This is a genomic window from Hafnia sp. HMSC23F03 (assembly GCF_001816025.1).
Classification (GTDB): Bacteria; Pseudomonadota; Gammaproteobacteria; order Enterobacterales; family Enterobacteriaceae; genus Hafnia; species Hafnia paralvei.
Genome location: NZ_KV824239.1, coordinates 1 through 930, shown reverse-complemented (window position 1 = coordinate 930; position 930 = coordinate 1). Strand labels below are relative to the sequence as shown.

At 42.7% G+C, this 930-nt stretch carries 1 protein-coding gene; it reads left to right on the top strand.

Features of this window, described 5'->3' with window-relative positions:
* The first annotated feature begins 216 nt into the window (after window positions 1-216).
* Entirely contained in the window at window positions 217-762 is a 546-nt protein-coding gene (locus HMPREF3091_RS18350; RefSeq protein ID WP_139146231.1) for a hypothetical protein, read from the top strand.
* Window positions 763-930: the final 168 nt, after the last annotated feature.

Genomic DNA, 930 nt, shown 5'->3' with positions numbered 1-930 from the left:
GCAATGGCACTCCATTGTTAAACCGTACTGACAGCTAAAAAATACTCATAAATATGCATTCCATGCATGTCGGGTGTTCAAATAAATGTATTCGTGCGCAACTGGAAGCTTATTACAAGAAGTTATGTCCGAATGCGCGACCGTCAACAACGGATAAAAATGCTAATCAGCATAAAGGTGCTAATGATGGTCCACAGAGCAGATAAAGGAGATGCAATGTCTTATATTTTAAAAGAAAAATGGTTAGAAAAATTTCAGGGGTGGCTAATTACCGGGTGTGCAGTAAGAAATAACTACATTGTATACTTGTGTGTCCGTCAGGATATTCCGGATGAAAAGGCTTCATCTCTATGGGATAGCCAAATCCACACCCGTCTTGTTGCACTATTCCTTGACGATTTAAATGAACCCTATGCACATACAGAGTTATTTGGTTTTAATCGTCCAAAAGTAGGTATTGCGTTGCTTCCTAAAGAGCAAGGTCTAATGTCCTCTGATTCTGAGAAAGGTGCAGTTTTTGCAATGGGGTCGGGCGGCCCCTGGCCGATGGAATATATTGATGAAGAAAAGTGGGCAAACACCAGACGATTAAAATGTATTGGTGGTTATACATATAGCGTGGGCTTATTTAGAAAAATTTATAAGCGTATTGATATGGGGAATGGGTCAAACTTGATAAAGGACTGCCTGAGGATAATGTCAGCACTAATTATGGGTTTAAAGATATTGATGCATTTAGTGATACCGATTTTTACGCAGTAGGTGGCTGTGGTGATGTCTGGCACTACGATGGAGATACCTGGACACAATGCGGTTTTCCCTCGAATCAACAACTCAGTACCGTGACCTGCGCACCGGATGGCAATGTCTACATTGGCGGAGAAGGTTGCAGTCTGTGGGTGGGCCGGGGACATAGCTGGCAGCAGGTGG

Excerpts from the sequence above, each read along its gene's own strand:
- HMPREF3091_RS18350 (WP_139146231.1), top strand. The coding sequence starts at position 217 with ATGTCTTATATTTTAAAAGAAAAATGGTTAGAAAAATTTCAGGGGTGG.